At 41.7% G+C, this 24,508-nt stretch carries 21 protein-coding genes; 12 read left to right on the plus strand and 9 right to left on the minus strand.

The annotated features are described in order from the left end of the window. Positions 1-60 precede the first annotated feature (60 nt). Entirely contained in the window at positions 61-402 is a 342-nt protein-coding gene (locus tag AC6JA8_RS14855; protein WP_497974506.1) for a hypothetical protein, read from the plus strand. An 11-nt stretch (positions 403-413) separates the two neighbouring features. Here the strand turns inward: AC6JA8_RS14855 and rlmN are convergent, their stop codons facing one another. Next, the gene (gene rlmN, locus AC6JA8_RS14860) at positions 414-1,529 is read right to left on the minus strand and encodes a dual-specificity RNA methyltransferase RlmN (protein ID WP_497974507.1); all 1,116 of its coding nucleotides are present in this window, start codon (positions 1,527-1,529) and stop codon (positions 414-416) included. Between the two features lie 87 nt (positions 1,530-1,616). Between rlmN and AC6JA8_RS14865 the strand changes: the two genes are divergently transcribed. Together AC6JA8_RS14865 and AC6JA8_RS14870 are read left to right on the plus strand one after the other, a co-directional pair. After that, on the plus strand, positions 1,617-2,546 hold the full coding sequence (locus AC6JA8_RS14865) for an endonuclease/exonuclease/phosphatase family protein (protein ID WP_497974508.1): 930 nt from the start codon (positions 1,617-1,619) through the stop codon (positions 2,544-2,546). Between the two features lie 113 nt (positions 2,547-2,659). Continuing rightward, positions 2,660-3,745: a LysM peptidoglycan-binding domain-containing protein gene (locus AC6JA8_RS14870; RefSeq protein WP_497974509.1), complete on the plus strand. Its 1,086-nt coding sequence runs from the start codon at positions 2,660-2,662 to the stop codon at positions 3,743-3,745. Positions 3,746-3,789: 44 nt separating this feature from the next. Here the strand turns inward: AC6JA8_RS14870 and AC6JA8_RS14875 are convergent, their stop codons facing one another. After that, positions 3,790-4,209 carry a hypothetical protein gene (locus AC6JA8_RS14875; RefSeq protein ID WP_102244596.1) on the minus strand — a complete coding sequence of 140 codons (420 nt, stop codon included), beginning with the start codon at positions 4,207-4,209 and terminating at the stop codon, positions 3,790-3,792. Further along, positions 4,206-5,930 (minus strand): hypothetical protein, encoded by a 1,725-nt coding sequence (locus AC6JA8_RS14880; RefSeq protein WP_102244597.1) that lies wholly within the window; start codon positions 5,928-5,930, stop codon positions 4,206-4,208. Before AC6JA8_RS14880 ends, AC6JA8_RS14875 begins: the two co-directional genes overlap by 4 nt. A 98-nt stretch (positions 5,931-6,028) precedes the next feature. Here AC6JA8_RS14880 and AC6JA8_RS14885 point away from each other — a divergent pair, with 98 nt between their 5' ends. The 7 genes from AC6JA8_RS14885 to AC6JA8_RS14915 all read left to right on the plus strand — a co-directional run bounded on the left by AC6JA8_RS14885 (position 6,029) and on the right by AC6JA8_RS14915 (position 14,095). Further along, complete coding sequence (locus AC6JA8_RS14885; protein WP_497974510.1) at positions 6,029-7,171, plus strand: acyl-CoA dehydrogenase family protein; 1,143 nt, start codon at positions 6,029-6,031, stop codon at positions 7,169-7,171. Continuing rightward, a complete protein-coding gene (locus tag AC6JA8_RS14890) occupies positions 7,171-8,307 on the plus strand; it encodes an acyl-CoA dehydrogenase family protein (protein WP_497974511.1) in 1,137 nt (378 codons plus the stop codon). The genes AC6JA8_RS14885 and AC6JA8_RS14890 overlap by 1 nt, the downstream gene beginning before the upstream one ends. A gap of 7 nt (positions 8,308-8,314) precedes the next feature. Beyond that, positions 8,315-9,583, plus strand: a complete 1,269-nt coding sequence (locus AC6JA8_RS14895) for a phosphoglucose isomerase-related protein (protein WP_497974512.1) — start codon at positions 8,315-8,317, stop codon at positions 9,581-9,583. Positions 9,584-9,646: 63 nt separating this feature from the next. Then, positions 9,647-10,555: a GGDEF domain-containing protein gene (locus AC6JA8_RS14900; protein ID WP_102244601.1), complete on the plus strand. Its 909-nt coding sequence runs from the start codon at positions 9,647-9,649 to the stop codon at positions 10,553-10,555. Continuing rightward, positions 10,555-12,267: a DNA mismatch repair endonuclease MutL gene (mutL, locus tag AC6JA8_RS14905; RefSeq protein WP_497974513.1), complete on the plus strand. Its 1,713-nt coding sequence runs from the start codon at positions 10,555-10,557 to the stop codon at positions 12,265-12,267. The genes AC6JA8_RS14900 and mutL overlap by 1 nt, the downstream gene beginning before the upstream one ends. Continuing rightward, a complete protein-coding gene (miaA, locus tag AC6JA8_RS14910; protein WP_497974514.1) occupies positions 12,264-13,232 on the plus strand; it encodes a tRNA (adenosine(37)-N6)-dimethylallyltransferase MiaA in 969 nt (322 codons plus the stop codon). The genes mutL and miaA overlap by 4 nt, the downstream gene beginning before the upstream one ends. After that, positions 13,229-14,095, plus strand: a complete 867-nt coding sequence (locus AC6JA8_RS14915; protein WP_102244604.1) for a pyruvate, water dikinase regulatory protein — start codon at positions 13,229-13,231, stop codon at positions 14,093-14,095. Before miaA ends, AC6JA8_RS14915 begins: the two co-directional genes overlap by 4 nt. Positions 14,096-14,097: 2 nt before the next feature. Here AC6JA8_RS14915 and AC6JA8_RS14920 read toward each other — a convergent pair whose 3' ends face one another. The 4 genes from AC6JA8_RS14920 to AC6JA8_RS14935 all read right to left on the minus strand — a co-directional run bounded on the left by AC6JA8_RS14920 (position 14,098) and on the right by AC6JA8_RS14935 (position 18,441). Next, entirely contained in the window at positions 14,098-16,119 is a 2,022-nt protein-coding gene (locus AC6JA8_RS14920) for a serine/threonine protein kinase (RefSeq protein WP_497974515.1), read from the minus strand. A 63-nt stretch (positions 16,120-16,182) separates the two neighbouring features. Continuing rightward, positions 16,183-16,713 (minus strand): hypothetical protein, encoded by a 531-nt coding sequence (locus AC6JA8_RS14925; protein WP_497974516.1) that lies wholly within the window; start codon positions 16,711-16,713, stop codon positions 16,183-16,185. Beyond that, the gene (locus AC6JA8_RS14930) at positions 16,710-17,627 is read right to left on the minus strand and encodes an alpha/beta hydrolase (RefSeq protein ID WP_497974517.1); all 918 of its coding nucleotides are present in this window, start codon (positions 17,625-17,627) and stop codon (positions 16,710-16,712) included. The genes AC6JA8_RS14925 and AC6JA8_RS14930 overlap by 4 nt, the downstream gene beginning before the upstream one ends. Then, positions 17,617-18,441 (minus strand): DUF4339 domain-containing protein, encoded by an 825-nt coding sequence (locus tag AC6JA8_RS14935; protein ID WP_497974518.1) that lies wholly within the window; start codon positions 18,439-18,441, stop codon positions 17,617-17,619. Before AC6JA8_RS14935 ends, AC6JA8_RS14930 begins: the two co-directional genes overlap by 11 nt. A 191-nt stretch (positions 18,442-18,632) precedes the next feature. Here AC6JA8_RS14935 and AC6JA8_RS14940 point away from each other — a divergent pair, with 191 nt between their 5' ends. Next, positions 18,633-20,153, plus strand: a complete 1,521-nt coding sequence (locus AC6JA8_RS14940) for a hypothetical protein (protein WP_497974519.1) — start codon at positions 18,633-18,635, stop codon at positions 20,151-20,153. A gap of 2 nt (positions 20,154-20,155) precedes the next feature. Here AC6JA8_RS14940 and AC6JA8_RS14945 read toward each other — a convergent pair whose 3' ends face one another. Together AC6JA8_RS14945 and AC6JA8_RS14950 are read right to left on the minus strand one after the other, a co-directional pair. After that, positions 20,156-21,202, minus strand: coding sequence for a Crp/Fnr family transcriptional regulator (locus AC6JA8_RS14945; RefSeq protein WP_497974520.1), 1,047 nt, complete (start codon positions 21,200-21,202; stop codon positions 20,156-20,158). Positions 21,203-21,228: 26 nt separating this feature from the next. After that, the gene (locus AC6JA8_RS14950; RefSeq protein ID WP_491637423.1) at positions 21,229-22,386 is read right to left on the minus strand and encodes a thiolase family protein; all 1,158 of its coding nucleotides are present in this window, start codon (positions 22,384-22,386) and stop codon (positions 21,229-21,231) included. A 119-nt stretch (positions 22,387-22,505) separates the two neighbouring features. Here AC6JA8_RS14950 and AC6JA8_RS14955 point away from each other — a divergent pair, with 119 nt between their 5' ends. Further along, positions 22,506-24,461, plus strand: coding sequence for a hypothetical protein (locus AC6JA8_RS14955; RefSeq protein WP_497974521.1), 1,956 nt, complete (start codon positions 22,506-22,508; stop codon positions 24,459-24,461). The last annotated feature ends 47 nt before the right edge of the window (positions 24,462-24,508 follow it).

A 24,508-nucleotide genomic window follows, 5' to 3' on the forward strand; every position in this document is an offset into this window, starting at 1 on the left:
TTCTATAATAATTAAACCGATGAGCATTTTGATCCGATATGGTCGGTAAGGAGTGAATGTATGAAGACAAAAATGATCTCACTATCTCTTCTGACTCTGGCAATTTGTTCAATGGCAGTGGCCACTGAATATAAAAACCCTGAGGTTAGTTTCAAAAAGCACGCTGCCCCTTCTAAAGAGATGAAGACGGCTGAATTTGGTGATCACTACAAGGTGGAAACGGGCGCCGTGACAGACCGTCAGATCGCATCTGAGGAAGAGGCTTCTGACAGAGAGCCTTCTTCGGTAATCGCCAAAGAGAAGAAGAAAAAGGTTTACGACGTTAAGCCTGAAGTTAAAGAAGAACCGGCCGAAGCACCAAAACCTTGGTTGTATCGTATGGAATCAGAAAGCAGACACTAAGCTTTTTGACTTTACTTAGAAAACTGCATCTCGAAGGCTTTTGATTTATTCACGTCCCAAAGATTCAGTTTTTCGTATTCGCTTTTTAATTGTCCACAAGCGGCCAGGATATCCTGGCCTTTTGTGGTTCTTGTCGTACAAACAAAACCACGTTTTAAAAGCTCTTCCTGAAACCAGATGATCTTTGAGTTGCTCGGACGTTTGAATTTTGAGTCCGGAAAGTCATTGTATGGAATGATGTTGATCTTTGATTTACTCTTTTCTAACAGGTCACAAAGCCCGTCGATATCTTCCTGACGATCGTTAAGATCAGCAATCAGAATGTATTCATAAGTGATGCGGCGATAAGCTTTTAGTGGCACTTTTCTGATAGCTTCAAAAAGTCTTTGAAGATCGAATGCCTTATTGATTGGCATTAGTTCAGAGCGGATATCGTTGTGAGCAGCATGCAGAGAAATGGCGATATTCACCGGTGGAAAATCCCACATTTTTTCAATTTGCGGAACAAGTCCTGAAGTTGAAAGTGTGATCTTTCTTTGAGACAGACCAAGGCCTTTGTCTTCCATAAAGATGATCGTAGCACTTCTGACGTTATCGTAGTTGTGAAGCGGTTCACCCTGCCCCATGAAAACGATGTTTGTGAGTTTTTCTTCAGTGCTGACATTGGCCTTTAACCAGTCAGTAATCGCCAGGAATTGCCCCACGATTTCATCAGCTAAAAGGTTTCTCTTTAATCCCATTGTCCCCGTGTGACAGAACGTACATCCAATCGCACATCCAACCTGAGAAGAGATACAAAGAGTCAGCCTGTCTTTTGCCGGAATAGCTACCGCTTCAACTGTCTGTCCGTCGCGCATCTTCACCAGGAATTTTCTCGTCCCGTCTTTTGAAAGACCGTTCCAAACAACTGTTGGCAGAGTTAAATCAAAATTATTTTCAAAATCCTCACGGATTTTTTTAGAAATGTTCGACCATTTTGAAAGGTCGCGCTCATGGAATTTGTACATCCATTGGTAAATCTGATCGGCCGCAAATTTCGCCAGTCCCTTTTCAGCAAGGTAATCGCGAAGCTCTACGAGTGTCAGGGCGTATAAAGAAGGTTTTTCTAGTTTTAAATTAATGCTCATAAGTGTGGGCGTTATAACAAACTTCACAGGGGATGGCCTTCAAAAAGTAATTTTTACAAACCAAAACAGCTGGTTTACGCTTTTAAGATGAAAAACTTTATCCTTAGCTTATTCGCAGTTAACGCCCTTATTTCATTAGCTTCTAGCTCGTATGCCCAGAGCTCTCTCGCCCAGAGCGTCTTCGTCAACAGGCCAGAGGTTGCTTTTCCCGTCCCAGGTGACGAGGAAGTTATCAGGACTTTTGGGAATGTAACCAAAAACCAACTGCCGGCCAGAAAGTTTAAATTCCTCGTCTGGAACCTGCACAAAGGAACTGAAGAGAGCTTCAAACCCGAGTACCTTGCCCTTAGTTTAGACCGCGATATCGTCATGAATCAGGAAGTCTTTCTCGATCCTAACATGATGGATGTCTTCCGCTACCTTCCGCATTTTTATTTCACAACTGCGACTAGTTTTTTCTCAGGTAAAGAAAAAGTGAGAACAGGGGTCGCCAATATCAGTGCCGTCAAACCGGTTTACACTGAATTTATCCGCACTGAAACTTTAGAGCCGGTGGTGAATTCTCCGAAAGTTGCTTTGATCACCAGCTACCCTATCCGTTTTTCAACTAAAGAGCTGACGGTGGTGAACCTTCATGGAATCAATTTTGTTTCGACAAAAAGTTTCCGCCACGAACTCAACCGCATCTATGAACGCATTAAGGACATTCCTTCTCCTCTGGTTTTTTCAGGTGACTTCAATACCTGGAATAGAGATCGCATCACAATTCTGGAGGAGTACGCTCAGAAACTAAACCTGGTTGAAGCACGCTTTTTTCCGGACAATCGAATGACTTTTAACGGGTATCCACTGGATCACTTCCTTCACACAAAAGATTTAAAAGTCACGCGCGCAAAAGTCGACGGAGATTTCAAAGGCTCGGATCATAAGCCGCTTCAGGTAGAAGTTGAGTATTCCCCTCTGAAATTTGATTTTGAGAATGACGAGTTTACTCAAGATTTAAGTCTTGCACACTAGGGAAAAGTTTTCCCCACTCTGCCTTCACATTCTTAATTCCCTTAAAATAAACATGTTATTATTGTTTTAAATAGGCATGCATTCCAAGGGAGTTTTCATTGAAAAATAAAACGATGTTTAAGATATTGTTCCTGTCGTTGGTTTTATCTTCGTGTGGGTTAATCGAAAGATTCAAAACTCCTGAGCAACCAACTGATGGCACTTCAACGTCTAACAGTGATGAATTAAACTCTGCTCCGGCCACAACATCTTCTGCTGATGCAACAGATGATCTCTTCAGCAAGACAATGGAAGAAACAAGTGAAACACACACTGATAATCCATCAAACATTTCAGCTAACGATCCTGACCTGAAGTCACTTGAAGATGAATTCTCTGCTGACAGACCAGGTGAAACAGTTAAAGAATCACAAATTGCTTTAACTCCAGATAAGTCTCAAGAGACACATGTTGAAGTTTCAGAAGCTCTTCCTGAAATTAAATCAGAGCCAGAAGTTCCAGCTTATAGCGAAGCAGGGCAAGTGAAGTCTTATAAAGTGAAAAAAGGTGAAACGCTTATGCAAATCGCCTTCAAACTTTACGGCGATATCTCGAAGTGGAAAGACATCAAAAACATGAACCCAGGTCTTGGCAACAACACTGCTCTTCGTGCCAACACAGAACTTAAGTACCGTGCTCCAGAAGCTCCATTTGTTTGGAACCCAGCTGGATCTCCTTACTTAATTAAAACTGGTGAAACTTTAGGAACAATCTCAAACACTGTGTACTCTACACCTAAAAAGTGGAAGTCAATTTGGGAAAACAATAAGCCGCTAATCAAAAATCCTAACGTGATTTATGCAGGGTTCACTCTGTATTACACAAATGGTGGAATGGCGAACTTCGTTCAGCCAAAAGCTGCTCAGCCAAAGCAAGAAATTGCAGAAGAAGAAATTATTGTAGATCAGACGTTAACAGCTGAAGCTCCAGCAAAAGCAGCAGAAGTTGAATTGCCAAAATCGACAGTTCAATTCTCTGAAGAGGCTCAAACAGATGAAGCTGTTCAAACACTTTCAGCTCCAAAAAGAGAGCTGGTTAAGACTGCAGTTGAAAAAATCTCAGCTCCACAAGAAGCTGAAATCGACCTGATCAATAATGTATCGGTTCCTCATGAGCAGGAAATTGCTCCGGATATCGACGAAGAAATTCAAACTCTTTAATCCATAAAAAAAGCCCCTCTATGAGGGGCTTTTTTTTGTCTAAATTAGCTAAAAAATCTGCTTAAGAATCCTTTTTTCTTTCTTTCGATGTTCTCCATCACATTCCCCTTCTCTAAAAGGTCGCGATGAAAATCAGAGGCCAGTTGTGAATTTTCCAGAAGAGAATTGTACTCACTCACCGACATTAAACTCACCTGAGCAGCGTTAAGCTCTTCACATAAAGCAAAAGCAAATTGGTTGACGTTTTCCAGTGCTAGAAACGGTCCAATCATATTCGGTGGACACTTCACACCTTCTAAGTGTTCGCTTAAAAAACGCTCCTTAAAAAGTTTTTGTGCCCCTTCTTTTTCCAGAAGACCTTTCTCATCTAAAAGATAAAGCATGAAGTAGTGCTCTTCTTGTCCTTCTTCCGGGTAAGGGTTGAAGTTGTTGTAGATACCTACGATATATTCAATTTCTCTCATGAGAACACTCCAAAATCTACAATCACTGAACCTTCCGGAGAAAGTTCGATTTCAATTTCGTTTGGATAAGTCTGAACGATAACGTTGATTTCATCGATCACTTTGTACACGACAAAATTTTTTGTCAGGCTCATTTTAATTTTTTTGCGGTAACTAGTCGGGTTGTAAAGTGAAAGGCGTCTGACCTCTTCAAACTTTAATTCATTGGCCGAGCTTGGTCTCGTTCTCCAATAGAAATCAATCCCGTCTACGTTTTGAATTGGTACATGTACCAGTGAAAAAGTTTCCACCAAAGTCTTCCAGAAATTTAGATAATCATTTTTATCCATTTCTTTAAAGCCTTCGCCTTCGATAAGAACCAATCTTCCCTCACCCAGCGCGATATTCTGGATTTGAGTCTGGAAGTGAACTTTTTCTACATTTAAATTATTTTCTAAGAAAAAAGTCTCAAAACGTTTTGCAAATTCATCCGAGAGCCCCGAGCGGTTTAAAATCACTCGGCCACCGTTCATAAACGTTTTTAAAATATAATTAAAAATCGTGCGGTCTACATCGTGACCATGGAAGAGATGAATATGCTCCTGATAAGGAGTTTTATTTTCATGCAGTTTCAACGTGTCATTGGAAATGACTTTGTAACTCCACCCGAATGAGCCTTTTAAATAAGGCCATAAGTGCAAATCGTTCCAGTTTTGGAAGAGTGAGCTTACGCCGTCGACTCTCTCATAAACTTTAAAAAACGACAGCGGCTGAAACATGTTGATGTCGTCGTGATCGTACGCAGAACTTGCCAATCTCGCCGGTAAATATGAATTGGCAACCAGGTCGTTAAGCTCTCTGGTTAACACTCCCTTTTTCAAGCGATGAGGAAGCAGAACTGACGATGGGATAATATCTTTTGCCAGGGCTTCATAAAGCTCACCCGAGTAATCAACCGTAGAGATTGTTCCCGAAAGACGCTTTAAAAAGTTATCTGTTCCCGCTCCCAAAAAAGCCACATCGAGAGTTCCTTCAAAATTATTTTTGATGGATTCACGGGCATTGGTTTCGTATAAATTCTGAATTGTTTTATTAAATTCAAACGACAGTGCACGCTCTTCGATAGGAGAAAGCGTTTCATCTGCTGATTTTTTTGTCTGAAGAAAACGGTGAAAAGCTTGTTCAAAAGTTTTTGATGAATCTTCAATAAAACTTCTATACTGCCCTTCTTTGAAATACCCTGAACGAATACCCCAAACGTCGGCATTGATCGTCGCCTGAGAAAAATACTGTCCAAGTTTTTTGACAAATTTATCAAAGGCTTCAAAAACTCTAGGATCAAAAAATGAATAAATTTTCACTAAATGATCGTCGGCGTCAATCACCCCGTAGGCCATATGCTCGCCATTTAGCGCAATGCTCCTAGCTAGTAAGTGAGGCAGACCTCCGTTAGGCAGAAAAGGCGCAGGTGTGACTGGCAGAAAAAAAACGACCATTTTTCCTACTTCTTGGGCGATCTCAACTAATTTTTTTAAGTTTGTCTCTGGCCTGTGTTCTCCGAAATCAAATTGATCTCCGGTTTCCGAATGAAAAGACCAGTTAAGCGGAATAATAATTTTTGTTCCAGGAAACTCCTGAAGTTTAGTTTTCCATAGGGACGCCGACGTTTTCCAGTAGAAAAACCAGTTCTCTCCGGGAAAAACAGTGTCTTGGTCGCGCGGAACAGGGGTCGTGAGAGTCACTACTAACACCTCATGTCTTACAGTGTTAAGAGAAATTTGCTATAAATTCTCTCTATTTTTATTAAGAAAATTATACTCACTGAAAAGGCGGTTAAGCAATGTGGTTTTTTACGAGCGAAGAAAAAGAACTTCAATCTGTGTGCAGAGATTTTGCGAGCAAAGAACTTGCTCCATTTGCAGAGAAACACGATCACGATGAATCTTTCAACATCAATGCATTCAAGAAAATGGGAGAACTGGGAGTTCTTGGAATTACCGCTGACCCAAAGTACGGTGGAGCTGGGCTTGGGGCCACTGCTGCGACAATCGTTATGGAAGAATTTGGTAAGGCCTGTGCAGGCTCTACCCTGTCATACCTTGCGCATACTATTCTTTGTGTAAACAACATTCAAAACAACGCTTCTGAAGAACAAAAAGCAAAATACCTTCCAAAACTTATCACTGGTGAGCACATCGGTTGTATGGGAATGAGTGAACCGGAATTCGGTTCAGACGCTGTTGGTATCCAGACAAAAGCAAAAAAAGACGGTGATCACTATGTGATTAACGGGACAAAAATGTGGATCACAAACGCTCAGTACGCTGACGTAGCTTATGTGTACACAAGAACTGGTGAAGACAGAAAAAATCTTTCGACGTTCATCATCGAAAAAGGAACACCGGGTTTCCACGTTGGAAAACCAATTCATAAAATGGGTATGAGATCATCTCCAACTGGAGAGCTGGTTTTTGATAAAGCAAAAGTTCCGGCTTCTCAACTAGTAGGAAAAGAAGGCGACTCAATTTACCACATGATGAAAAACCTGGACATCGAGAGAATCACGATTGCCGGTATCTCGCTTGGTATCGCTCAGGCGTGTGTTGACCAGTGTGTGAAATACGCTCAGGAAAGAAAACAATTTGGAAAACAAATCGGAAACTTCCAGTTGATCCAAAAGATGATCGCGGAAATGAAAGCTGAAACAGAAATGATGAGAGCTTTCCTCTACTCTGTTTGTAAACAATACGATGCTGGAGAAAGAGGGCCGGTTAACGCTGCAATGGTTAAGCTTCAATTGCCAAAAATGGCAACGAAGATCGCTCTGGACGCTATTCAACTTCACGGTGGATACGGTTACTCTCGCGAGTTCCCGCTTGAGCGCATGATGAGAGACAACAAGCTTAACGAAATCGGCGCTGGTACAAACGAAGTTATGATTATGATCATCGCTAAAAACATGCTTAAGGAATTGGATAAATAATGAACGAATTACAAGTAGAACTTAAGTCACAATTAGAAAAATTCTGTCTGGCAAAGATCGAGCCTTTCATGGAACACGATGATGAGACAGAAGAATTCCGCATGTCGATCTTCACTGATTTAGGTGAACTTGGATTTTGTGGGATGACTATCCCTGAAGCTTACGGTGGCGCTGGTTTAACTTACCAGGACTGCGCAGTCGCTTTAGAAGAAATCGCAAAGTACTCTGTCCCCTACGCTGTGACTGTTTCGGTTTCAACGATGGTTCAATCAATCATCAACGACTTTGGAACTGAAAAACAAAAAAGCACTTTCCTTCCGCCTTTAACGGCCGGTCAGGAAATCGGTGCTTTCTGTTTAAGTGAATCAGGTGCTGGCTCAGATGCAAGCTCGCTGAAAACGACAGCGAAAAAAACTGACGGCGGCTATATCCTTAACGGAACAAAACTTTGGATCACGTCTGGTGGAATCGCTAAAACGTACATCGTAATGGCGAGAACAGGAGCTGAAGGCAGCAAGGGTGTTTCTGCTTTCATCGTTAGAGACGGAACTCCGGGACTGTCGTTTGGTAAAAAAGAAAAGAAGATGGGATGGAGAACAAGTCCAACCCGCGAAGTGATTTTTGAAAACTGTTTTGTTCCTGAAGAAAACAGACTTCTTCTTGAGGGCGAAGGTTTTAAAGTGGCCATGGCCGCTTTAGACAAAGGAAGAATCACGATTGGATCAATCGGTGTTGGTCTTGCTCAAAGAGCGCTTGATGAGTCTGTAAAATACTCTCTAACTCGCCAACAGTTTAACCAGCCAATCTTCGACTTCCAGGGTCTACAGTTTATGATGGCCGACATGGCCTGTGAAACTGAAGCTTCAAGACTGCTTGTTCAAGAAGCTGCAAGACTGTACGACGAAGGAAGACCAAATCAAAAGATCGCTTCGTTCGCGAAATTAAAATCAACAGACACGGCCATGAAAGTCACAACTGATGCTGTTCAGATTTTAGGTGGTGTTGGTTACACCAGAGAATACCCTGTTGAGCGCTTCATGAGAGATGCAAAAGTTCTTCAGATCGTTGAAGGAACAAACCAGGTTCAGCGCGTGGTTATCGCAAGACAATTAAAAAAAGAGTACACAACTCACTAAGGATTATATGCCAGTTAAATTTCACTTTTACCCTGAGCGCCCTTACCTGTCAGAAGACCTGACAGCGAAAAAAGTTGAGATCTTTAAAAGCATCATCAACAACCCTCGCACGCAGTTCTTTTACACTTACACTCGTTCGGAGCTGGAGCTTTCTTCAAAGGCCGTCTACCACAAGTTTAAAGACAGAAAGACTTTCGTTCATATTGGAATTGGTGGCTCAAGCCTTGGGCCGGAAATGCTGGTAAGTGCACTGGGAAAAAGTGAGACGAATTTTATCTTTATCAACAATGTTGACCCGGAAGAAATTCACTCGCAGCTTAAGCCTCTTCATAGTGCAGATTTAAAAGACTGCTTATTTTATTTTGTTTCTAAATCAGGTGGAACTGCTGAAACCATGGCCGCCATGGCAATTATTTCACAATTATTTGAGTCTCGTGGAATCAGACCTTCTGAATATAAGAATTATTTTGTTTTCGCTACTGACCCGGTTAAGAGTGAACTTCTCACTCTTGCCCGCGAATGGGATATCACAACACTTGAAGTGCCAAGTGATGTCGGCGGACGCTTCAGTGCCCTGACTCCTGTTGGTTTCCTTCCTGCTTTATTTGCAGGCCTGGATATCAACCAGCTTATTCAGGGAGCAAAAGACGCTCAGGCCGAACTGCTTTCTACAGATGGAAAGAAAAATGAATTGATTGCTGCTGCTGAATTTCTTTATGAGTTAAAAACTAAAAAAGACATCTCTCAGACAGTCTTCATGCCGTACTCTTCAAAACTAAGAAACCTTTCTTTCTGGTTCACTCAATTATGGGCTGAGAGTTTAGGAAAAAAGAAAAACAAACGCGGAGACGTGATCAATGTTGGATTCACTCCAATTGTTGCTTACGGGGCCACCGACCAGCACTCTCAAGTTCAACTTTTTATGGAAGGCCCAAATGACAAGGCCTACATCATGGTTGAAGTTGAAAAGTTTGCTCATGACTTCCCTCTTCACTCAGTGCTCTCAACTAATAACCTTCAAAAGCTCTCAGGCTTTAAACTTTCAGATTTAATCAAAGCTGAGATGGAAGGGACTATTAAGGCCCTGCGCGAACAGGAAAGAGCTGTTCTGCACGTAAAAATTGCTAAAAATGACGAGTATCACCTCGCTCAACTGGTTCTTTTCTTCGAGAGCTTAACCGCTCTTATGGGAGATTACCTAATGATTGATCCTTTTGATCAACCGGGAGTTGAAGCTGGAAAGATCTACGCATTTGAATTTTTGAACCAGTTGTAAAAAGTTTGACCCTTAGTTAAAATTAAAAGCTAAGAAATCACTAATAGAAAAGGATCCTGTTCAATGAGTACTGATGACACAACCATTGTCTTAACCGACATTAGGGCCGCTTTACAAGCTTCAGAAAAAGAAGCGCAACAAAAGCCCGCTGCTTTGCTCGTGGTTGGTGGTGATTTAAACGGAACACTGTTTGATCTTATTGAATCAACAACAGGTGTAGGGAGAAACGCGGACAACTCTATCGCTTTAGAGTTTAACGGTGTTTCACGCTACCACTTCAAACTTCACGCTCAAGGAGACACTCACGTCCTTGAAGACAGTGGATCAAAAAACGGAACTTACCTTAACAATAAAAAAGTCGAAGGCAATGCCACTCTTGCAAAGGGTGACATCATTAAGATCGGGAGCATCGCTCTTAAGTATCTTCCAAAGGGAGACCCTGAGAGACTGACGTACGATAAGTTAAACCTTGAGGCCAACACAGATAAACACACTGGTTGTTACAACAAAGGTTACTTCAATAACAGAATCACTCTTGAAGTTAACAAATCGAAAGTAACTGGTGACCCTCTGTCACTGATCATCTTCGATCTTGACCACTTTAAAAAACTTAACGACAACTTCGGTCACGACGCCGGAGACTACGTACTAAAAGAAATGGCCCAAGTGATCCGTTCAAATGGAATCAGAGAGCAAGACGTCTTCGCCCGCTACGGTGGAGAAGAGTTCGTTATTCTTTTACCAAAGACAAACTTAAAGCAGTCTTTTGAAATCGCAGAAAGATTAAGAAAGCTGATTGAAAACAAAGAATTTATTTACGACGGGAAACGACTTCCCGTAACCGCATCTATTGGAGTTGCAGATTACCGCCAAGGCGTAAACACGGGAACAGATCTCTTTAAGAGAGCTGATGAAGCTGTTTACAAATCTAAGGAAGGGGGCAGGAATCAGGTTCAATTCTATAGGGGCTAATGACATCAATAGATTCTAATCCTACCATTGAAATTTTACCGGAACATATTATCGACCAGATTAAGGCCGGTGAGGTGCTCGAGCGCCCTGCTTCGCTTTTAAAAGAGTTAATTGAAAACTCTCTGGATGCCGGCTCAACTGAAATCCATCTGCATTTAATTGAAAATGGCATGGACCTCTTATCGATTGAAGATAACGGTCACGGGATGAATTTTAAAAACCTTCCGTTTGCTTTTCTTCGCCACGCCACTTCGAAGCTTAAAAGTTTTGAAGATATCTACCGTCTTCACAGTTTTGGTTTCCGTGGAGAGGCACTCGCCTCTGTTGCTGCGTCGGCCCGCCTGACTTGTACCACTCAGCCTAAAGACTTAAGTGCTGAAGGTGGAAAAATCATTATCAATGGTGGGGCCACAGAACTTCTTATCCCTCAGCGCGCCAGCACTCAAGGGACTTCCATTTATATTAAAGACCTCTTCTTTAATACGCCGGCCAGGCTGAAATTCATTAAATCAAAAGTCAGTGAAAAGTCTGCGCTCAAAAAAATGATCTACTCGTTTGTTCTCTCTCACCCGCAAGTGACTTTCACTATTAAGTGGGATGAAAAAGAAAAAGAGATCTTTAAAGCGGTTGAAGTTGAAAACAATATCGAAAGAATTGCTCAGGTCTTCTTCTCAAGAAAGACTGAGACCAAAAATATTATCGCGGCTTCTCAGGAGTATGAAGGTTATAAAGTTCAGGTGTATTTCACCAGAGAAACACATACGACTCCACAGTACCGCCACCACTATCTTTTTGTTAACAAGCGCTTCTTCCAGGATAAGTCCCTGCACCAGGCAGTGCTAAGAAACCTGGATATCTTCTGGCGTTTTGGAGAAAGCGGTCACTACGTGATTGATATCCAGGCCCCACCTGAAGATATTGACGTCAATGTTCACCCAAATAAAACTCAAATTAAGTTTTTAAGATCAGATGTCGTCTACTCTCTTTTAGTGACTTCACTTAAAGCTGGCATTAAAACTCAGGCGATAGAAGCTCCACCTTCATTGGGCTTCGATCTTTCCGGGAACTCTCCGGAAAGCACTCCTTCTTTTTTCTCTAAAGATGAAAATAGAAATTTTGACCTGATGAATTTTTCTCATACAAATGAAGAAAGCTCTGCTGATTACAGCCTCTTTAAGGCCGAATCACTGCTTACTCCTGCTCCACGCTTTCAACGACTGCTAAGCCAGTTTTTAATTGCCGATCAGGGAAAACCGGCATTAGTCGATTTAAGAAAACTTCTTTCATGTGCTATCAGTGAAGAGCTTCAGCATTTTTCGTTAAATGATGAATCGGCCGGACCACTTCTGATCAGTGAACCTTTTAAAATACTCAAAGGAAAAGTTGATAAACACTTTGAAGACTTAAAGGCCCTAGGTTTTGAATTTGACCGCCTGAATGCTGAGTACATCGTTTTAAGAACGATTCCTAAGTTTCTTCCACAAGTCCTTTTAAACTCTGTGGCCGAAGGACTGATTAAGTATTACGAGCTTCCTAAAACTCAGAACTATGAGAAAGATTCATTTAAAAAGTTCTATCACGAATTCATCAACGACGATCTACTGATGTCAGTCCCTGATAATTTTATTGAAAAATACCTCAATACTCCTCTTTGCGCTGAATTCTCTGTGGAACTCTCGCATGAGCGCTTAAAAAGCTTGTTTAAAGCATGAATAAACTCATCATCGTCTCAGGGCCAACAGCTTCCGGGAAAACCAAAACAAGTATAGCCATCGCTCAAAAAATCCAAAACGATCTTGGACAAAAAGCGGCCGTGGTTAATTTCGATTCCTTACTTTTTTATAAAGAAATTTCTATCGGTACGGCCAAGCCCACAAAAAGTGAACAGGCCGGTATCGAGCATCATATGATTGACATCGAATCTATCAAAAGCCCGATGAATGCCGCCCAATTTATTAAAATTGGAGAAAAGCTCATTTTAGATTTGATGAAAGAAGATAAAGTCATCATTCTCGTTGGAGGAAGTGCTTTTTACCTGCGCGCTCTTTTAAAGGGAATGTATGAGTCTCCAGCTCCTTCTCAGGAAATAAAAGACAAACTGGACGGATGGTATAAATCAGAAGGGATAGCTCCTTTTATCGAATACCTTAAAATTCACGACCCTCAATCTCTGGTCAACCTGCACTCCAATGATCATTATCGTCTCATGAGAGCAGTTGAACATTTTGAAGTGACGGGAAATAAAATCTCTGACCAAAAAAAAGAACTAGACGAACAAAACCCGTATGACTTTTCTCAGATTGTCCATCCCTGGGATGTTCTGCATATCTATCTCGATCTTCCAAAAGATGAGCACTTCCAGGTCATCACAAAACGCACGGAAGAGATGTTTGCTCAGGGATTAATGGAAGAGATTGAAGGTCTTGTCCGCGCTGGTTTTAGCCTGGAAGAAAAGCCCCTCGCCTCTATTGGCTACAAAGAGGCCATCGAGCTTCGCCAAGGTCTTTTTGCCACCGAAAAAGAGTGCATTGAGCGCATTTCTATCTCAACTCGCCAGCTGGCCAAAAGCCAGAGAACTTTTTTCAATAAGATAACGCCAAAAGAAAGTTTTAATCCACTCCATGATCAGGGTAAGATAATGGATAGAGTGGCAATATTTATAAAGGAAGAAAAATGAACCTCGAAACAAAGCGCCTGAAAATTATCATCATTTCTGATGGAACAGGAGAAACGGCAACTGCGATCTCTCGTGCAGTTATGGCCCAGTTTAAAGAGCGTGAAGTTTTTTTTACCCGTTATAAAAACATCCGTACCACTGAACAAATCGACGCTATTTTTAATGAAGCGGCCGTTCACCACGACCTGATTATCCACACGATTGTTTCTGGAAAACTTCGCGAATATATCGCCGAGCTTTCACGCACGACACGCGTGCGCACTCTGGATTTAATTGGGCCAGCTCTAACTGCTTTCTCTAACTACTTTAACCAGGAACCAATGAGTGAACCGGGTCTACTTCACGCCGTTAACGACGAATACTACAAGCGTGTTGAAGCGATGGAGTTTACTCTCAACCACGACGATGGAAGAAACCTTGCCTCTCTTCACCTGGCAGATGTTATCCTTGTTGGTGTTTCAAGAACTTCAAAAACTCCACTTTCCGTCTACCTTTCTCAGCACGGAATCAAAGTTGTAAATATTCCCATGATCAAAGACCAGCCTCTTCCGACCGAGCTCTTTGAAGTCGACCAGAGAAAAATCTTTGCTCTGACTATTGATCCTGAATCTCTAAGAGAAATCAGAAAAAATCGCCTTCAGCGCCTGGGAGCTGAAAAGCACCAGGGTGACTATGCCGAACACAATAAGATTGTAGAAGAAGTAGAGTGGGCCAATAGAATCTTTAAAGAGAACAAGCGCTGGCCGGTCTTCAACGTGACCGATAAGGCCCTTGAAGAGACGGCAGCGGATATCATGAAACTTTTAAGTATGAGAAAGAATAATATCTTTAAGCAGACGAAGAAAGAAGAGTCTAACGAGTAATCCTACAGGTACTCGCACAGGTCGATTGATTGATCTTCACGCTTAATTGTAATTTCAATCTTGCGTTCAATCTCTTCACCTGTCTTCTTGAAGAAAAGCTCATAAGTCGCAGGCGCAACCTTTCCGTACTCATCAAGATTTAGCGGGAAAGCGACACCGAAGTCTTCGTTCATTGGAACTGGACTCACTCGTTTTTCACCGTAAATATCAAAGCGCACTTCACCTGAAACAGCACAATCTTTTGATGTATGAACATACCCATAAGGGATACTTGGCATTTCCGGAATTTCTTCCTCTACCGAAGTATTGTTGGCAAGGTTTAGTTCTTTAATAAAATGCTTTTTGCCATCAATCTGTACACGAAGAACAAATGGTTTTCCAACCGGCACTTGAATAGAGTTTAATAAATCTACTGATTGTGCCTGGCCATCAATAAAAACCTGCATCTTCTGCTTATCAAAGTGACTTAACGTCATCTTCGCCACACCTTCTGGCTGTGCAGTTGGAGTGATATCGTTCGCTGGCTGGCGAACAGGTTTATCGGCCTTTGGAGTCTTAACCGGCTCCGCAACTGCCACGTGTTCTGGTTCTGCAAAGAAACTTACATAGTAGTAATAAGCACCACCCAATAAGAATGCGATCAAGGCCGCATAAGTAATTGGAGATGTCTTTTGTGCTTTGGTTGAAGTCTTTCTTGTATCTGTTTTATTTTCGCCTTTTAAAACCTTAGTCCCTTCTTTGCTGACTTTTGACTTTGTCCCTGTCCCCTGTTTCAGGTTGGTCATGGTACTGTCATTAATATCAGCAATCCTTCTCGACATTGTATTGTCGTCACCAGATAAGGTCTTATCTTTTGGCGTCACTGAAGTTTTCTTTACAGTGATGGTATTTCTTTTCTTAATCGCAGCTTGGTCTTCAAAACCAAAGTCCAGGACTGCTTCTTTCTTAATCGCCGGAGAATCTGATCCGCCATTAACTCCTACAACTGGAGCCGCTGATCCACCACGCTCTTGCTCTCTTCTTAGATCATCAAGATAAGGTCTGATATCGATCTTACCGAACTCAAACATTTTCTCGCGGTCTCTCTTAATTTCTTCTCTGAAGAGTTCCTGAGCGAAATAAGATAAGTCAGTCGCGTTGAAGTCTGGGTATTTCGCATATAAGAACTTCATGAGCGCACGGTTCATCTGGTCAAGATTTTCGTAACGCTTAGAACGGTTCTTACTTAGTGCTTTAAGTACAATTTCATCCAGTTCTTTTGGAACGTTCGGGTTGATTGAAGAAGGCACTGGAATTTTACATTCCTGAATCTTCTTTAAAACTGCAAGATCGTTGTTTTCTTTAAACAGCTTTCTTGAACACAGCATTTCCCAAAGTGTAATCCCAAGAGCAAACTGGTCATAACGAGGGTCAAGCTCAAGTCCTTCAAGGTATTCAGGCGCCAGGTAAGAAAGCTTACCTTTGATCGTCCCTGCTTGAGTAGACTCTGAGTTTGTTTGTGATTTAGCAATACCGAAGTCGATGATCTTAACCGCACCATCATACGTAAGCATGATGTTGTGTGGAGAGATATCACGGTGAATGATATTGGCTTCTTGTCCCGTTAATTTATCTCTGAATGTGTGAGCGTAATAAAGGCCCTGACACGCTTGCGAGATAATGTATGTTGAAATCTCAACCGGGAAAACGAATTTGCGTTCTTTTAATTTATCTAGGTATTCTTTTAAGTTACGGCCATCACAGTACTCCATCGCAACGAAAAGTTGCCCTTTGGTCATACCATAATCGTAAGTTTGAATAACGTTCGGGTGAAGAAGACCAAAGGTAACTTTGATCTCATCCATGAACATGGTTTTAAAAGCTTCATCTTTAGAAAACTGCGGCTGAACCATCTTAATGGCCACAACTTTGTCCGCTTGCTCACCTAAAAAGCGGGCACGACAAATCTTTGCCATACCGCCATCCACCAAGTGGTCTAGGATAAGATAGCGTCCGAATCGATCGCGTTTTGCTAATTCTGACATTTTTTAAAGCTCCCGATATCTTATATCGGAAGATTTAAAGAAAAACTTAAGCCAATTTTTTGTTTAGTTGACTACTTTTTCTGTGAAGCCAGGGAAGTTAAAAATCAGTGGTTTAGTTTCGTTGGCCGAACGGCAAATCCCGTATACCTGATATAAACGCAATGAATTCATTTCAGAGTCCGGGTGTTGAAGGAAATGTTTTTTAAACGTTAAAAGATCGAGCTTTTTATAACCAGCAAGATCCAGTTGTTCGTTTAAAACTGAGTATGGAAGAATCTTGGTATCTGATGAATAGGCCATGACGACTTTGAAGTCCTGGCATTTTCCGATTTCGGCCAGCTCCCCTGCAGAAAACCAGAAGTTAAAACCAGACTGTGGAGAAATACTTCCCATGATCAGGTCAAACTCCATCGTCAGTTCGTGGTACCAAGACACTCTGGTAAGAGTTAAATTCTCTTTCCAGATCTTATCCCCGGCCGTTCCGTTTCTTACGACAAAGCTTCCCTCTTTCACTGTATTTTTACTTAAATTCGCGCATGAACTAAGCGCTAAAACCATGGCAAATAAAACAAAGAGAGAGTAAGACTTTTTCATGATTGGACCCAATGAGCAATATCGTTATAAACTTCTAAATTATCTCTTTCATTATACAAGTCATGTTTTAAATTTGGATACTTCTTTTCTGTCAAAAATCCCTTTTTAAAACCCTTGGAAAATGACTCCATCCCTCTCGTAAAAAGGTACGGACTTTCACTCTTTAAAAGCAGAGTTGGTTTATCAAGAAAATAGGCATCCTGGTAAATACTCTTCACCTTGTGCCCAATACATTGGAAAGTTTGGAAGGTTGGCCTTCTTATCATGAGCGGGTCTTCCAGATAAGCTGTCTGTTCTCCTGGATGAGTGAGCACCATTGATGGCAAGTAAATCTCCATTGGTCTCACTGTCTTCATCAGGTTTTCCAGAGGAAGAGCTGAGGATAAAAGTTTATTTTGAATTTCGAGCATCATTGAAGAAAAATTTAAAACAAAATTTGAAACGACATAACTGTCAATTTTCCCTTCAATGGATTCATCAAAACGATTGGCAACTTCCAGAAGTGCCAGTGCCCCAAGGCCATGACCTAAGGCCACCCATTTTTCATCCGGCCTTTTTTCAATCAACTCCAGCGCTGTCACCACGTCTGAAGCGATATCGCCAAATTTCTCAATATGCCCACGGGTTCCAGAGCTGAGTCCATGCCCTAAAAAATCCATCAGGACAAAAGACACATTAGGATGTTGAGCGCGAAACCAATTGATGAAATTGAGAAAACGCCCGTGATAAGCTGAGAGGTCATGAAACAAAAAGAAGGTCACTGGATTTGTGCCAGGTCTTCTTGCTTGAATGTGTTTTAAATAAATTTGCTCAGGACGATACATCCCGTGGCGCTCGGAAGAAAAGTGAGTCACTCTCACCTCTTCACTGAGATTTTTCCATTCTAAATGAGAAGCCTCTCGTCTAGACTGCATGATTTAGCATGATTCGTTTAGCGTCCTGGTTTAAGTCCATAAACAGACACTCAATCGACTGATCTCTTTTATCGTAGTTCTGCACAATCACTTGCACATCTCTGGCCTTAATTTCACTTCCTACATAAAGAGAAGCCTTCACTGTTTTATTAGTGAATTCTAAAAATGGGCCTGAGCCAAGAAGCACCCCATCTTTCACTCCCGCTTTTTTTACCATCGTTACCAGTGGCAATGGTGAATAATCAAACACCAGCATTAGGGGCTGTTCATTAAGCGCGATTGATGTTGATCCCGGACGGTGTTGATTGTTAAGTGGAGTCTCCTCAATCTTTACCCATGCACTCATTCCTGGTGCAAAAACTAAAGTCTGCAGGTTGATTCTTTTTTCCTTCAGGGCCTCTTTTAATTCAGTCATCGTGTATGGCCCAAAAATGTCTGAGTCACTTGCCTTTCTATCTTTTCCAATTCTCACGAAGAAAAGTTCATCATTATCCTTCGTGTTTCTCCAGTCAAAATTGAAGTGAACGTCTGGAGAAGAAGGTTCTTCTTCTCTAACGGGCCCTTCTTTTTTTACTTCTGCTCTTCTTTGTGGAAGTGGTGTCGGTGCTGGCATTGGTGTTTCGACTTCTGCTTGCGGTTCTTCTGCTTCAAAAGAAAGTTCAGCGACATCCTTTAAACGCTCCCAATTTTGGAAACCCTTTCTCCAGATATATGTCTCATTCGTGATTTCGTTATTCAAAAAAAGTTGTTTGAGTGCCTCTACACTGACCGGGCCCACGCGCTCGCTACCCACTACGTAATACCAGTTAACCATATAGTTCTCCCCATCTTTATATACATCTCTATCCTTCTATTTTAACTTTTTGAAATTACAAAAAAAGGTTGAACATTTTGCCCTTTAAAGAGGATTTTAATCAACTATCTCAAGAAATATCCTAAGAATCCGATAAGTCTAAAGAATAGTCTTATGAAGACGTGTGAACTTTCGTACGGATAAGGTAATTTATGAAAAACAAACTACTGATGATGACCATGATTCTCCTCTTCTCTGCCTGTGCAAAGGAAGAATTTGCGGTCAACAAAGGATCACAGAACACTAGTTTAAGTGCCCTGGATAGTACGGCCAATAAACTGTGTGCCCAATCAACACTCATCAGCCCTAAGGTAGATATCCTCCTATTATGGGATAACTCTTCTAGTTTTAGTTTAGTTAACAGCAGTACAAAAGCTTCTATGAACTCTCTTATCAGTAGTATTCCTGAGAGATTCGATTACCACATCCTTTCAGTTCCTCTGGTTTCACAAAATGCCAATACGCTTTACGAAGCTCAACTGGTAGCAAAAAACCCGATTGGACTTAACACGACAGCAATGGGAATCCTGAAAGATAAAGCAACAGCTGCTCAAAGTTTAAATTTCACAACCAGCAATCAATCAGCAGAGCCGGGTATCAACCGCGCGACTCAGGTTATTGAAGCAAACCGTGGAAATGGAATTTTTAGAAATGAAGCCTACACCATCGTTGTTATGATTTCCAACGAAGATGATGACACTTGTGAACTGGAAACAGGATATGGCGAGTGCGGTACTACAACATGGAAAGCAAAAGTCGATGCTCAAATTAACAAGCTTCTTTGTATGCGTGGAAACTCTTATGCAAACTGTTCGGGTACTGGATATTCCAACAGTAACAGCTTAAATTCTCTTATGATGAGATTCATTAACATCTCACAAATCAAGAGCAGCACAAAAGGACTATGTACTAACGGTGTTGGTGCTGTTAACCAACGTTATAAATACGTTGCAGATACTCTTTACAAAGCTGAGTACACAAACGGTATGAACAGAGCAAACGACCATTTAAACCCAATGGATAGTCTGTCATTTGATAGCTACGATCTTTGTACAGTGGGATTTAATCATATCTTTGACGGTCTTCAGACTTCAATCACTGAAAGTATCTTAAAACATAAATACGACTACTGGCCGGTGACAGGATCTTCAACTTCTATCGATCCATCGACAATCAGAGTTGTGCGTTCAGATGGTAAAATTTTGGCGAACAGAACAGGTGAATCAAATCCGAGCGATGGATATACATTTGATAACGTATCAGCAACAAGAAACACGCGCTTCTACCCTACTCCAGGTGAATCATTCACTGGGAAAATGATCCAGCTTCATGGTGTAGATGGAAATGATAAAATCGTTTATCCAAACTGTTTAACTGTCACTTTCAATGCTGAAAAAACTACTTACGGTTATGTTTACCTTCAATACGGTGAACCTAACACATCAACAATCGAAGTTCGTATCAATGGCTCGCTTGTTCCTCAATCAGCAACAAATGGTTGGGATTATATGGGACTTCAGTACACTGCGGCCCTGGATCAAGGGTACAAAGTGGCCAACATGCCAAGCGGAACGACGTCAGGATATTTTATCCGTCTGAATGGAAATTATAAAATTCAGAACACGTCATCAAATACGATCAACGTTCTGTATAATTCAAAAAATAGTAATTAAATCTAAGGATTCGTCTTCGCCTTCGACTCGTTAACACGGTTGAGGGCGTTCATGAACCTGATCACCGGATACATTTTTCTTAGGTAATCAATATTGATAGTGGTGCTGATGCTGCCGTTTTCGCCCATGCGGTACTCTCCGCAGAACTTTGCTTTTTTAGCACCTTCGAAATCATCCAGAGTGATTCCCATATTGTATTGCTTGAAGTGAGCTGCGATCTTTGAGATTTCAAGATCTACTTTTCCATCGACAACTGGAAGCGCGTCACACTCTTCCATAACTTTAATTAAAAACTTTTCACACTTGGGAGTAATGATCAGCTTCTTTTCATCGCGAAGAGATCTTTGTGTATTAAAGAAAACCTGGAACATTCTGAATGTATCCGGTTCGCGGGTACTGAAAACTTTTGATGAATCCATCTCATCAACTGTCACTTCAATAAGCTTCTCATCTGTTAAAAGCTGAATGAACTCTTCCATTTTTGCTTCATTGATGTTGAAGATGTCCAGCGCATACGTTTTAAGTTTGTTGTAATTTAAAGACCACTTCCCATCTCTGTTTTCACCTAAACTTCTAAAAGTTAAAAACATCACAGAGAGCATCTTAACGATGTCTGCCGACTGAAAGAACCTGTAGTCAGAAGAAAACCCAACCGAGTTATTCTCCAATGCTCTGACTCTCTCATTAGTCTTTCTCAGGCGCTCAGCTAACGTATTGATCAACGTCTTGAACCATGGGTTTAATCCCGCCATGGTTTTTTCAAGAGCATTAAAAGAAATTTCGATGATTTCAACTGACGTGATTGCTGAAGCAGAAACACTTCTTGTTTTAGATTCAGGATCGAAGTAGGCCATTTCACCCAACATCTCTCCCGAGCGAAGAACAGCAATTTCTACGAAGCCTTTTCCTTTCGGGCGAAACAGTCGTAGCTGTCCTCTTTGAATGATGTACATGGAATCAGCGGCGTCGCCTTCGTTAAAGAGAATCTGCCCTGGGGCCAGAGTTTTAATTCCTGATTTCTTCTGGGCCGCCGCTGTTCCTGTCGTCATGACAATCCTTAAAAATGAATGAAGTACTAGATTCTTTCAAGTACTAGAGCAAGTGCCTCTCCACCACCAATACAGATTGCGGCCATACCATATTTCGCTTTTTTGTTTTCCATTGCTGTCATCAATGTCACAACGATTCTGGTTCCGCTACATCCGATAGGGTGACCTAAACTCACTCCACCACCGTAAATGTTAACTTTACTATGGTCTAATTTTAACTCTTTCATGGCCGCTAGTGCAACCACTGCAAAAGCTTCATTCACTTCAAATAGATCAATTTGATCAAGTTTAAGCCCAGCTTTGCTTAGGGCCTTATTAACAGCTTCAACTGGAGCAGTCGTAAACCATGTTGGGCTTTGAGCGTGGCTAGCGTATGAAACAATTTTAAACTTTGCTTGTGATTTGTATTCCTCACCACCTAAAACGATGGCCGCTGCTCCGTCATTGATTGTCGAAGCGTTTGCCGCTGTAATTGTTCCATTTTTATCAAAAGCAGGCTTTAGCGATGGCATTTTTTCGAAGTTAGCTTTTCCCGGGCCTTCATCAGTTGTTACAACCGTGTCCCCTTTTGGTCCTTTGATTGTCACTGCTGCAATTTCAGAATTGAAGATTCCGTCTTTGATTGCTGCTTGAGCGCGCTTAAAAGACTCAATTGAGTAAGCGTCTTGCTCTTCGCGGTTAGTGTATTTTTTTGCTGCTTCTTCAGCACATACACCCATTGGCACGTTAGCGTAGGCGTCTGTTAGACCATCCCATGCCATCGCGTCTTTCATATTAGCATCACCAAACTTAAATCCATTTCTTGAATTCATTAGAAGGTGTGGTGCCATTGACATATTTTCCATTCCACCAGCAACAACAAGTTTGTTGTCTCCGGCCATAATTGTCTGAGCACCAGTGATAATTGTTTTTAGTCCTGAACCACAAACTTTGTTAATAGTCGTACATGGAACTGATTCTGGTAGACCAGCAAAGATCGCAGCTTGGCGAGCTGGAGCTTGTCCAACACCTGCACTCACAACGTTCCCCATGAAGACTTCGTCTACTTTCGAAGCATCAACTTCAGCTTTTTTAAGAGCAGCTTCAATAGCCACGGCCCCTAGCTTTGGAGCAGAAACCCCGCTAAGAGATCCCATAAAACTACCATTTGGAGTGCGGGCACCTGAAAGAATATAAACGCTCATATTAGTCTCCTTTTATTTAAGTAAAAATGTGCACCCATTTAACCACACCACTGCTATTTTGCCTACCTAAAGGGCCTTTTTCACTCAACAAAATTCGTCAAATTCCGATAAAATCCCCAATGAAGACTCTTAAAATCCTACTATTTTCCCTTATCACTCTAGTTTACTCAAATAACGCGTGGACCAGCCCCCTTTGCCAGGAAAGCGCTCTGGGAAATGCTCCCTGTAACAACACCCTTCTAAAAAGTGGCGAAGTGATTCCTTCTGCCCTGTCTTCAATCGACACTTATTTGTGGATTGAAGGTGAAATCAAAACTCACCAGGAAATTTACCGCCAGAAAAAAGATCTCTACGCTGATATGTTCCGCTATTTAGATGGCCGCGAGATGAATAATAAAAAACTCGAACCACAAATCAAAAAAGAATGGGAAGGAACGGAAGAAGACTTTCAAACGCTTTATCAACTTTCAATCAACATCCGCGCCGTTCAGGCACGCTTACAATACTGTTATACAAGCAATGGTGGTTGCGGCCCCGTTCGCAGAATGGAATTGGAAGATCAACTGGCAATGGTTCAAAGATCAAAAGCACTTCTTCTGGCAAAAAGGCCAATTTTGAGTCACTCGGGTATTGAAGAGTATATTAAAAAACGCGTGCAGGATTTTAAGAACGACGATATTCCTGTTCCAGCAAATGATGTTAAGAACCTGGTGAAAAATGCCAGCCGTGAAACGGCCCAAACTCTTTTAGATAAAGTTTACAGCTATGAACGTTACTTAAATGATCGCAATGCTCCACTCACTCATAAAAACAATGGGGCCTACGCTAAAAAATACCTGGAGAACTTAACATCAAATCACCCGCAGATCGTCGATGATTTACTGGATCGTTTTGAAATGATTCCTCCTCCTGCTGATAAACAAGGCATGCTTTGCTCTCTTTCTCAAAAAAGAGAAAAGGAAAGAAAGCGCGATGCCATGGTGAAGGCCGGAGTTGAAACATCTCTTTTCATTGCTCCTTTTTTACTGGGGCCATGGGGACGCGCCGGCGTCTTTGGATTAGAGGGTGCTCTTGGTGCAAAACTTCTTCGCTGGGGATTGACCGCTAAAGAAATCGAACAAGCCGCATGGCTCTCACGAGCAGCTGTTGGTCTTTCAACCAATGCACTTCAAACCGCAGAAGTCATGAAGCTTGGTGAGACTTGCAAAAACCTAGAGCAGAAATATTTTGTCTCTGCCGACACAAGTAAGTTCCAGGCGCTCTCTGATTGTAAAACAGAATACCAGGACTCAATGTTTATCGCTTCCATGGGATGGGCCATGGCCGTTGCTCCGGAAATTCCGGGGCCAGTGCTTAAATTTTACAAGGCCAAATTCACTCCACAACTCACAAGCACCACAACTGCTTCTTCACAAATCGGAGCGAATTTAAAAAGCACTCCACTAGCAAAAAACCAATGGGCCAAAGAATTCACCACCAAAGATCAGGGAACATTCACCTATATGGATCTTTCTAAAATTGAGCGCGTAAGCGATCAACACATGAAATCCCTTCCCGATGATTACTGGAAATTCGTTGGTGATATTTATTCTGAACGCTTAAACCTGACTCCTGATGAAATCAAAGGCTTCATTAAATCAAGCCAGGACTTTGCTCCAAGAACAAAACTGATCGTCAACACTCCAGGATCAGTCAAAGACACACAGAACTTTAAAGGTGGTGTAGGTGTCGTTATCTCTGGAAAAAGCGATGACCTGCTCCCTCTGGAAAAGGCCATTGGTAAAAAGCTCGAAAGAAACCCCGGTGAAAAATCGGCAGAGATCGTGCGCCTGACAGTTTCAAAAGATGCCGACGCAGAAAAACTCTCGAAGTCTCTTATCAATCAGGCCGCAGGTCTGGTGCTTCAGGACCCGGCGATTAAAACAGTGTATATTTACACTTCTAAGATCCACCGCAGGCTCTATGGTAAACTCGGAGTGACTCCAACCAATATCAGCGCCGTCAGCGACCGCGACGTTTTAATCACGTTAAAACGCGAAGATATCGAAAAGCTCCTCTCAAACACCATGAATTAACATTGCAAAGAGGCCCTTTTATTGTTAAATCAGTCTCTCAATTCCAC

It is taken from the genome of Bacteriovorax sp. HI3, assembly GCF_059738875.1.

Coding starts and splice junctions, on each gene's coding strand:
- rlmN (WP_497974507.1), bottom strand. CDS start 1,529: ATGAGCATTAATTTAAAACTAGAAAAACCTTCTTTATACGCCCTGACA.
- mutL (WP_497974513.1), top strand. CDS start 10,555: ATGACATCAATAGATTCTAATCCTACCATTGAAATTTTACCGGAACAT.
- AC6JA8_RS14885 (WP_497974510.1), top strand. CDS start 6,029: ATGTGGTTTTTTACGAGCGAAGAAAAAGAACTTCAATCTGTGTGCAGA.
- AC6JA8_RS14875 (WP_102244596.1), bottom strand. CDS start 4,209: ATGAGAGAAATTGAATATATCGTAGGTATCTACAACAACTTCAACCCT.
- AC6JA8_RS14900 (WP_102244601.1), top strand. CDS start 9,647: ATGAGTACTGATGACACAACCATTGTCTTAACCGACATTAGGGCCGCT.
- AC6JA8_RS14950 (WP_491637423.1), bottom strand. CDS start 22,386: ATGAGCGTTTATATTCTTTCAGGTGCCCGCACTCCAAATGGTAGTTTT.
- AC6JA8_RS14865 (WP_497974508.1), top strand. CDS start 1,617: ATGAAAAACTTTATCCTTAGCTTATTCGCAGTTAACGCCCTTATTTCA.
- AC6JA8_RS14920 (WP_497974515.1), bottom strand. CDS start 16,119: ATGTCAGAATTAGCAAAACGCGATCGATTCGGACGCTATCTTATCCTA.
- AC6JA8_RS14930 (WP_497974517.1), bottom strand. CDS start 17,627: ATGCAGTCTAGACGAGAGGCTTCTCATTTAGAATGGAAAAATCTCAGT.
- AC6JA8_RS14890 (WP_497974511.1), top strand. CDS start 7,171: ATGAACGAATTACAAGTAGAACTTAAGTCACAATTAGAAAAATTCTGT.
- AC6JA8_RS14955 (WP_497974521.1), top strand. CDS start 22,506: ATGAAGACTCTTAAAATCCTACTATTTTCCCTTATCACTCTAGTTTAC.
- AC6JA8_RS14870 (WP_497974509.1), top strand. CDS start 2,660: ATGTTTAAGATATTGTTCCTGTCGTTGGTTTTATCTTCGTGTGGGTTA.
- AC6JA8_RS14945 (WP_497974520.1), bottom strand. CDS start 21,202: ATGACGACAGGAACAGCGGCGGCCCAGAAGAAATCAGGAATTAAAACT.
- AC6JA8_RS14925 (WP_497974516.1), bottom strand. CDS start 16,713: ATGAAAAAGTCTTACTCTCTCTTTGTTTTATTTGCCATGGTTTTAGCG.
- AC6JA8_RS14895 (WP_497974512.1), top strand. CDS start 8,315: ATGCCAGTTAAATTTCACTTTTACCCTGAGCGCCCTTACCTGTCAGAA.
- AC6JA8_RS14915 (WP_102244604.1), top strand. CDS start 13,229: ATGAACCTCGAAACAAAGCGCCTGAAAATTATCATCATTTCTGATGGA.
- miaA (WP_497974514.1), top strand. CDS start 12,264: ATGAATAAACTCATCATCGTCTCAGGGCCAACAGCTTCCGGGAAAACC.
- AC6JA8_RS14940 (WP_497974519.1), top strand. CDS start 18,633: ATGAAAAACAAACTACTGATGATGACCATGATTCTCCTCTTCTCTGCC.
- AC6JA8_RS14855 (WP_497974506.1), top strand. CDS start 61: ATGAAGACAAAAATGATCTCACTATCTCTTCTGACTCTGGCAATTTGT.
- AC6JA8_RS14935 (WP_497974518.1), bottom strand. CDS start 18,441: ATGGTTAACTGGTATTACGTAGTGGGTAGCGAGCGCGTGGGCCCGGTC.